At 44.3% G+C, this 7,825-nt stretch carries 8 protein-coding genes; 4 read left to right on the forward strand and 4 right to left on the reverse strand.

Translation table 11 applies throughout. The annotated features are described in order from the left end of the window. Positions 1-151: 151 nt before the first annotated feature. Positions 152-1,027 carry an AraC family transcriptional regulator gene (locus T538_RS0108085; protein WP_031535974.1) on the forward strand — a complete coding sequence of 292 codons (876 nt, stop codon included), beginning with the start codon at positions 152-154 and terminating at the stop codon, positions 1,025-1,027. 6 nt (positions 1,028-1,033) lie between these two features. On the opposite strand, the gene T538_RS0108090 is transcribed toward T538_RS0108085, so the two are convergent. The 3 genes from T538_RS0108090 to T538_RS0108100 are packed head-to-tail and all read right to left on the reverse strand — an operon-like array spanning position 1,034 to position 3,498. Beyond that, on the reverse strand, positions 1,034-1,849 hold the full coding sequence (locus tag T538_RS0108090; protein ID WP_031535971.1) for a Cof-type HAD-IIB family hydrolase: 816 nt from the start codon (positions 1,847-1,849) through the stop codon (positions 1,034-1,036). Further along, positions 1,842-2,381, reverse strand: a complete 540-nt coding sequence (locus tag T538_RS0108095) for an FHA domain-containing protein (protein WP_031535970.1) — start codon at positions 2,379-2,381, stop codon at positions 1,842-1,844. The genes T538_RS0108090 and T538_RS0108095 overlap by 8 nt, the downstream gene beginning before the upstream one ends. 1 nt (position 2,382) lies before the next feature. After that, positions 2,383-3,498 carry an HU domain-containing protein gene (locus T538_RS0108100; protein ID WP_051655965.1) on the reverse strand — a complete coding sequence of 372 codons (1,116 nt, stop codon included), beginning with the start codon at positions 3,496-3,498 and terminating at the stop codon, positions 2,383-2,385. Positions 3,499-3,738: 240 nt separating this feature from the next. Here T538_RS0108100 and T538_RS0108105 point away from each other — a divergent pair, with 240 nt between their 5' ends. Beyond that, on the forward strand, positions 3,739-4,467 hold the full coding sequence (locus tag T538_RS0108105) for a DUF4738 domain-containing protein (RefSeq protein WP_051655966.1): 729 nt from the start codon (positions 3,739-3,741) through the stop codon (positions 4,465-4,467). Between the two features lie 408 nt (positions 4,468-4,875). Here T538_RS0108105 and T538_RS0108115 read toward each other — a convergent pair whose 3' ends face one another. Next, the gene (locus tag T538_RS0108115) at positions 4,876-6,234 is read right to left on the reverse strand and encodes a DEAD/DEAH box helicase (protein ID WP_051655967.1); all 1,359 of its coding nucleotides are present in this window, start codon (positions 6,232-6,234) and stop codon (positions 4,876-4,878) included. A gap of 308 nt (positions 6,235-6,542) precedes the next feature. Here T538_RS0108115 and T538_RS0108120 point away from each other — a divergent pair, with 308 nt between their 5' ends. Together T538_RS0108120 and yfcE are read left to right on the forward strand one after the other, a co-directional pair. Further along, positions 6,543-7,034, forward strand: coding sequence for a TlpA family protein disulfide reductase (locus T538_RS0108120; RefSeq protein ID WP_031535960.1), 492 nt, complete (start codon positions 6,543-6,545; stop codon positions 7,032-7,034). Between the two features lie 82 nt (positions 7,035-7,116). Further along, positions 7,117-7,671, forward strand: coding sequence for a phosphodiesterase (yfcE, locus tag T538_RS0108125; protein WP_031535958.1), 555 nt, complete (start codon positions 7,117-7,119; stop codon positions 7,669-7,671). Positions 7,672-7,825: the final 154 nt, after the last annotated feature.

The following is a 7,825-nucleotide window of genomic DNA, read 5'->3' on the forward strand; positions in this document are numbered from 1 at the left end:
ATTTGAAAGCGCAAAAAAAGCAAAAATGACGCCTAAATGTATTATCCTTATACGAAAAGTACAAAAAAATGTTAAAATTTATTGCCGATACTTTTGTATTTGTTCTATATGTATTATTTTTGTGTCGAATTGTAGAATCAAAATTTTTTGTATGTTAACAGAAAGATTACCTTTTTATTTTGTATTGCTAAACGGCAACAGTGCGGTTGGATTAACAAAGGAGATTTCTGATGGAGACTTTGTTTCTACCATAGGATTGTGTGGATTTCTCATCTGTCTTGAGGGTGAAATCCGAATCTCGCACGACGGCACTATCTATAAGATGAAGAGAGGAGATGTGTATCTAAACACATCGTCTATTATATTGCGCCTTCTAAGTCGCAGCGCAAATTTCAGGGGCGTTATTCTCGTTTCCAAGGTCGATTTCGTTATCTCGCTCGTACACAAGGCAACGAGTCCGCAGAACATTCTATATATCCGAAGCAATCCATGTATTTCGCTTGCACCCGATGCTTTCGACAAGTTCAAGAGTCAGGTGCTCGATTTGTACGACAGCATTGGCAGCGACCGTTTCATGGATAACGAGAATCAGACCGAACTGCTTCTTGTTGAACTGATGAAGGCGAAGGCGCAGTGCATCTGCTACGAGCTGTTCTTGCTTTTCTTCGGAAACCATCCGGTAAAGCCGCTTGAACTTAGCCGTGCTGATGAGATTTTCCATCAGTTTATGCTCGACCTCAACGCAAATTACAAGACAGAGCGAAAGGTTGAGAAATATGCTGAAATGCAGAGTCTTACGCCTCGATATTTTTCAAAGCTGATAAGAGACAGAAGCGGTTTGTCGCCTGTTCAGTGGGTTGACCAGACCATCATAGCCGAGGCAAAGCAGGTGCTCGAATCGACTTCTATGTCGATAAAGCAGGTTGCGCTCGAATTTGGTTTCAGCAACCAGTCGTTCTTCGGAAAATATTTCCGTCAGCACACGGGAATATCTCCGTTCCAGTATCGCAAGCGAAATGCCAGATAGAAAAGTTTAGTCGTTGAGGTAGAATTTCTCAACGGCAAAAGCAACGCCGTCTTCTTCGTTAGATAGTGTAACAAAGTCGGCAGCCTCTTTTACCACATCCTGAGCATTTGCCATGGCAACGCCAAGACCGGCATACTGAATCATTGTGAGGTCGTTGAATCCGTCGCCGCAGGCAATCATCTCGTCCTTTGTCATTCCAATCTTTTCGAGCAGAATGGCAAGGCACTTCGCTTTGTCAATTCCCATTGGGACGAGTTCGAGGAAGAATGGCTCCGATCTGAACACGTTCATCTTGCCCTTCAGATGTTCGAACATCTCTTTTTCGAGTCTGGCAAGCGGTTCTGGGTCGCCAACTATAAGACATTTAGGCAGTTCTCCTTCAACGGCATCAAGCCAGTTTTCTACTTTCATGCTCTTCATTTTGTTGAGCATTACTTCGTATTCAACATACTTGTTCGAAGGATTCTCGCAGAAGACATATTCGTTCTTGTACGAAAGAATCTGAAAATCGTTGTCCTTTGCGCATTTATATAGATAAGGTAGAAGCGAACTGTCGAGCACATTCTGATAAAGAACCTCTCCGTTGGCAAGATTGATTATTTTGCCGCCGTTGTACGACAGAATGTAGCCTCCGTATTGTTTCAGGTTCAGTTGCTCGGCAAGTGGCATTATTCCGAAAGTCGGTCTGCCCGAAGCCAATACAATCTTCAGTCCCTTCTGCTGTGCTTTTTCGAGAACCGAAAGAGTGTGTGGCGTAATTTCCTTTTTCTTGTTGGTGAGAGTGCCGTCGAGGTCGAGCACCAGAATCTTGTATTTACTCATTGTTGTCCGATTGTTCTGCGGCGCGCAGAATTAGTGTTGTTGCGCCGAGTGTGAAGATGGCTCCGTCTTCGAGTCTTACCTGTTCCTTGTTTCCAAGAATGTCGTTATTGTAGAATACGCCCACCGCGCTTTTCGCGTCGCGCAGATTGTATACGAGTTCGCCTTTTTTGTTGCGCTTAACATTTATGATGCAGTGGCGGAAATCAACGCTTGGGTCGGTTGTCTCGATAGGGCAGTTGATGTTGGTGTCGCGGTTGAAGCGTCCAATCTCGTTATCGCCCTCTCGCAGCGGAATAACCTGCTTGTATGCAAACTGATTCTCGATGACAACGATGCTGCCGAAAGCCTCTTTGTTCTCCTGCTCGTCAATCTTTTCTTCCTTGCGTGTGGCTTTCAGTTTAGACACACCAATTCGTATGCTGAATTGTTTGTTACACTCATCGCATACGAATACAAGCGACTGACCGTCTTTGTATTTGGTCTCGTCGAACAGAATATAGTTCTGACATTTAGGACACCTTACTCTCTTCATCTTATTCTTGCTTTAGAACCCAAGAATCGGTGAAAAATTTGTTTTCTCTCAACTTCTTCAGTTCGTTCAGAGCCTCTTCTTTTGAAGAATAGCTGCCGTAAACAACCCTGATGATATTGTTGCTTTCGTAAAGGTGTGTCTTCTTGAAGCCCTCGCTCTTCAGTTCCTCGACAAACTTTAGTGCCGATGTGCGTGGAACTGCGCTTGCCACAACAACGCAATACTTCTCGTCTGAAGAAATTGTTGCTGCCTCGGCTGGAACTGCTGCGGCTGTTGTGCCTGCACTCTGGTTTGCAGCAACCTCCGGCTTTGGAGTAGCCTTAATAGCAGGAGCGGCGTTTACAGTCTCCATTGGCTGCTCAAGGCTGATGATGGCTGTTGCGAGCGATTTATCCTTTATTGCGTCGAACAGCTTGCCTTGGTTGTTCGATGCGTAGTATGCTTTGTTTACATAAGTGTTCTCAACCTTGTCTGGAACAAGGAAGAAAAGCAGAATAGCGGCTGCTACGGCAACCGTATTTCTTATCCAACTCAATTTCAGATTGATGTTAATAGATTTGTTCTTGTCGTTGCTGCCAGCCTCTGGCTTCACGATTGTGAATACCGACTGGTGCGCAGCCTTGCTCTCGTGCTTCTTCTCAGCAGGCTGTGCTGCGGCAATTCTTCTCTGTGCGCTCTCTTCGGTTTCTGCAACGTCCGAAAGTGCCTTCATCTCAAAAGAACTGAATCCGTATAAATATGGTGACAATGCTCCCGCCTGATTAGGTGAGAAACTGTAAACACCATCTATATTCATTGAAAGTGTGCCGATGCCGTTAAGTTCGTATTCGCCTTCCTTGCGCAATACTTCGATTAGTTCGTTAACTTCTTCTTCAACTCTTTTCGTTGCCTCGGGAAACGAATCGTCGTACGTTTCCATATAAGATTGCACGAGCAGTCCGTCGTTCATGCTCAGATGTGCATTAAAGCCGATTGTGCGGCTTGGTGGAAGAAAGATGTTCTCTTCCTCAACACGACGCGCTGACACATGTTGTGCCAGAAAGCCTCCCAGCCCCGGCACAATTACGCAGTCGTTTGTCAACAATAAGACCTCAATATGTCTTGCTAAATTTATCATGCTGCAAAATTATAATAAAAAATCCACATTCCACCATATTATTGACCAAAAAATCCTAATTTTTTTGACTATAATATTGCCGTTTGTTTTTTTTTTCTACCTTTGCAGAAAAATAAGACGAGATAGCATTTTGCGTTTACAGATTGTTTGTTCCGCCTTAAATAAAAGAAGATGAAAATATTAAACTTTTTTTCAGGATTGGCAACGTTTTTTTGTGTCGTTTCTTGTTCTTCGGACAAGGTGACAAAACAGTCGGGAGAAGACGAGGAGGCAAAAAAACTTTTTCAGGGAGTTTGGGTTGATGATGATACCGAAGAGGCCATTTTTCAGGCCAAAGGCGATTCTATATTCTACCCGGACGGTTCGGTTGCACCTGTTTACTTCGAGATTGTTGGTGATACACTTGTTTTTAAGGGCGGAACAGAAACGCATTACAAGATTGATAAGCGTACCGAAAGCGTGGTTTGGTTACATTCTCTCAACGATGATGTCTTAAAACTGCATAAGTCTGATAGTGAGGATGATATCGTACAGTTCAAGAGCAGTTCATATTCTCCGAAAATTTATACCGAGGTAACAAAGCGCGATACGGTGCTCAACTACAACAAAGAGCGTTATCACTGCTATGTGGCTGTGAATCCAACGAAGAGAAAGGTTGTCTGCACTTCATATTCGGCTGAGGGACTGAGCGTTGACAATATCTATTACGACAACGTGATTAACATCTGCGTATATCACGGAACGCAGTGCCTTTATAAAAAAGATATTCACAAGGAGGATTTCGGAAAGATGATTCCGCCGCAGTTTATAAAGAGTGCGATTCTGAGCGATGTTGTGTTTGCCGGAATTGATGCCAAGGGCTGCAAGTTCGATGCTACAATCTGTGCGCCAGAGGGCTCGAGCTGCTATATGGTAGAGATAACCGTGGGCTTCGACGGCAAATCTTCGAGCGAGTTGCTTGAATACTGATACCGCTGAAAATCAGTCCGAAAGACTACAGAGACAATATTTGGCAGACAGCTAATCGCAATGATTATGTCTGCCTTTTTTGCTGTTTATGGGCATTGTCAGACTAAGGCCAATATGCTAAACTTTGATTATAGCCAAATTTTCAAAGAAGTAAATCCTCTTGGTTATATCGGGAATAATTTCCAAGGGCTTTACATGCTTTCGACACCGTTTACAAGGATAAAAACGATGCTTCGCGCAACATTGTAAAGGGCGTAAGCAGGGTGAAACAGAATCTTTGTCGGTTTAACGGATACATTAAGATTGATTCTGTTGGAGCAGACATTAGTGAGGATTCTTATAGACGGAGTGATGAATATGATAAAAACATCTCGCAAAAAGAATCTGAATCTTTCTGCGAGATGTTTTTTATTGCTTGTTTTCAGCGCCGTTTGACTTGTTACCTTCGGAATGGGTGTGAGGCTTGTTGCCCTGAGGCTTGCCTTTTCTGCCCTTTTGGTGGGGCTTTCCGCCACCTTGACCGCCATTTGGCTTTGGCTTGTTGTTGCCCTTTCCGTTGCGGTTGTTAGGCTTGCCGTAGTTCTTTCTTCTGCCGCGACCTTTCTTTTCTGGCAGAGGCTTGTATTCCGGTGTCTCGCCAAATTCGGCAGGCACGGGCGTTTTCTCTACCTCCTTCTCAATCATTTTCTCAATTAGGCGGAAGCGAATCTGGTCGTCCTCGCTGACGAGGGTGATGGCGGCTCCATCGCGGTTGGCGCGAGCCGTTCGGCCTATGCGGTGAACGTAGTCTTCGCTGTCGCGCGGAACGTCGTAGTTGATAACGAGCGTGATATCGTCGATGTCGATGCCTCGCGAAACGATGTCTGTTGCCACCAGAATGTCGATGTGGTTGTTCTTGAAATCGCGCATAATCACGTCGCGTTCAGCCTGTTCAAGATCCGAGTGCATCTCGGCGGTGTTTACGTGCATCTGCTTGAGCGTGCGAGTAACTTCCTTTACCTTCTGTTTTGACGATGAGAAGATGATTACGCGCTTAGGATCGTCTTTCTTTATTATGCTCTTCAGAATCTTTATTTTCTGCGGTTCGTAGCAGATGTAAGCCGTCTGCTTTATCTTCTCGGCAGGCTTTGAGTTGGCTATCTTTACCTCCTTTGGATTGTGCAGAATGTTCTTTGCCAGTTCGTGGATTTTAGGCGGCATGGTTGCCGAGAACATTATTGTCTGGCGGTCTTTTGGAGTTAGTTTGATGATGCTCATGATGTCGTCGTAGAAGCCCATGTCGAGCATACGGTCTGCCTCGTCGAGAATGAAGAACGAAACCTGCGATAGGTCTACGTTTCCAAGTTTTATGTGGCTCAGAAGTCGTCCCGGAGTGGCAACGATGATGTCGGCTCCAAGCTGAAGGCTCTTCACCTCGTTGTTGTATCGGTCGCCGTCGTTTCCGCCATAGATGGCAATGCTTGTAAGGTCGTTGTAGTACGAGAATCCTTCGAGTTGCTGGTCAATCTGCTGGGCCAGTTCGCGTGTAGGCGACATCACCACGCAGTTTATGGCATGTTCGGGGTATGAATATCGGCAAAGTTCGCTGATTACGGGCAGCAGATAGGCGGCAGTCTTTCCTGTTCCTGTCTGAGCCACGGCAATAAGGTCGTGTCCTTCTAATATTATGGGTATAGATTGTTCCTGCACCGGAGTGCATTGTTTGAATTTCATTGCATCGAGCGCGTCGAAAACGCAGTCTTCCAAATCTAAATCGTAAAAATCCACAGTGTTGTAATGTTTTGTTCTTTAAAAAAATGTGTACAAAATTATGAAAAAATATTTAAATATACTCAATAATAGACGATTATAATAACATTTAATTTGTACAGAAAAGTGACAAATGTCAAGAATTGTGCTCGAAAACATACTTTTTACACCGATTTGTATTCAATTTATGCTTTAAAACATTATCTTTGCAGCGGGTTTCACTGATACTGCGAAGACATATGATTGTGTTTTCTGGGATAATTAACGTCCAGACGCGAAACCATGGCTGCGGTCAGGCTGGATATGTTTAATTAAAGTTATTTATTTTGAAAAGAGTTAGATGGATTTTTGTTCTGTTGTTGTTCACCACATTTATCTCGTTTGTAGGTAAGGATCACGAAATCTCTGGACTGAAGGTGGGCGAGATTGCTCCCGACTTCGTAATAAGTCCGGCAGGAAACGAAAAGATGAACTTGACAGACTTAAAGGGCCACTACGTATTAGTAAGTTTCTGGGCAAGTTACGATGCAAAATCAAGATTGCAGAACGTACGTTGCAGTAACGCTGTGAAGGGGCTTGGCTCAGAGATAAAAATGGTGTCTGTATCGTTTGATGAGTATTCATCAATTTTTGATGAGGTGGTAAGGAAAGACAAACTCAACGCTGATTTGAGTTTTGTTGATACAAGAGGCACTCATTCGCCTTTGTACCGCAAGTATTATCTCGGACGTAATTTTCACAATTATCTCCTCGACAAAGAGGGCAGAGTTATTGCTTGCGATGTCGCTGCCGAACAGATAAAGACATATCTCGACTAATCTGTTTCTGAAATAAGAAGGGAGTCATCACACAAAAATGATGACTCCTTCTTTTTTACTCACGAAAAAACTTGTTTTCATTATGAAGTATATAATTGTTTCTGACATTCACGGTAGCATCTCGGCACTCGACAAGGTGCTTGCCTTCTTCGAGAGGGAGAAAGGCGATATGCTGCTTATCTTGGGCGATATTCTAAACTACGGACCGCGTAACCGTATTCCCGGCGATATAAATCCCGCAGCCATCGTTGAGAGGCTCAACGCAATGGCAGACCGTATTGTGGCGGTGCGCGGAAACTGCGACAGCGAGGTTGACCAGATGCTGCTCTCGTTCCCGATGATGGCTGATTATACCATTGTGGTTGACAACGGCAAGAAGCTCTTCCTTACGCATGGGCACAAATACGGCGAGTCATCGCTTCCGCTTGGGGCTGATGCCTTGTTCTGCGGTCACACGCACTTGTGGAAACTTGAACGCAATGCCGACGGTCTGCTTGTGTGCAACACTGGCTCTGTAACTTTTCCGAAAGGCGGAAACGTACCGACTTTTGCTGTGCTGAGCAACGGCGAGGTGTCTATCCGTCAGCTCGACGGCTCTGTTCTGAAGAGTTTAAAGTTGAAAATTCATAATTCATAATTCACAATGAATAATTCAAAATTGCTTTCATAATAGCAGAGGGCTTACAGCGAACAATTTCGTCAGAAATTGTTCGCTTGGTATATATAAAAAAGAAGGTAGGAAGAAGGTAGGAAGAAGGTAGGAAGAAGGTAGGAAGAAGGTAGGAAGAAGG

It is taken from the genome of Bacteroides sp. Ga6A2, assembly GCF_000702225.1.
GTDB lineage: Bacteria > Bacteroidota > Bacteroidia > Bacteroidales > Bacteroidaceae > Ga6A1.

Excerpts from the sequence above, each read along its gene's own strand:
- T538_RS0108085 (WP_031535974.1), top strand. The coding sequence starts at position 152 with ATGTTAACAGAAAGATTACCTTTTTATTTTGTATTGCTAAACGGCAAC.
- T538_RS0108090 (WP_031535971.1), bottom strand. The coding sequence starts at position 1,849 with ATGAGTAAATACAAGATTCTGGTGCTCGACCTCGACGGCACTCTCACC.
- T538_RS0108095 (WP_031535970.1), bottom strand. The coding sequence starts at position 2,381 with ATGAAGAGAGTAAGGTGTCCTAAATGTCAGAACTATATTCTGTTCGAC.
- T538_RS0108100 (WP_051655965.1), bottom strand. The coding sequence starts at position 3,498 with ATGATAAATTTAGCAAGACATATTGAGGTCTTATTGTTGACAAACGAC.
- yfcE (WP_031535958.1), top strand. The coding sequence starts at position 7,117 with ATGAAGTATATAATTGTTTCTGACATTCACGGTAGCATCTCGGCACTC.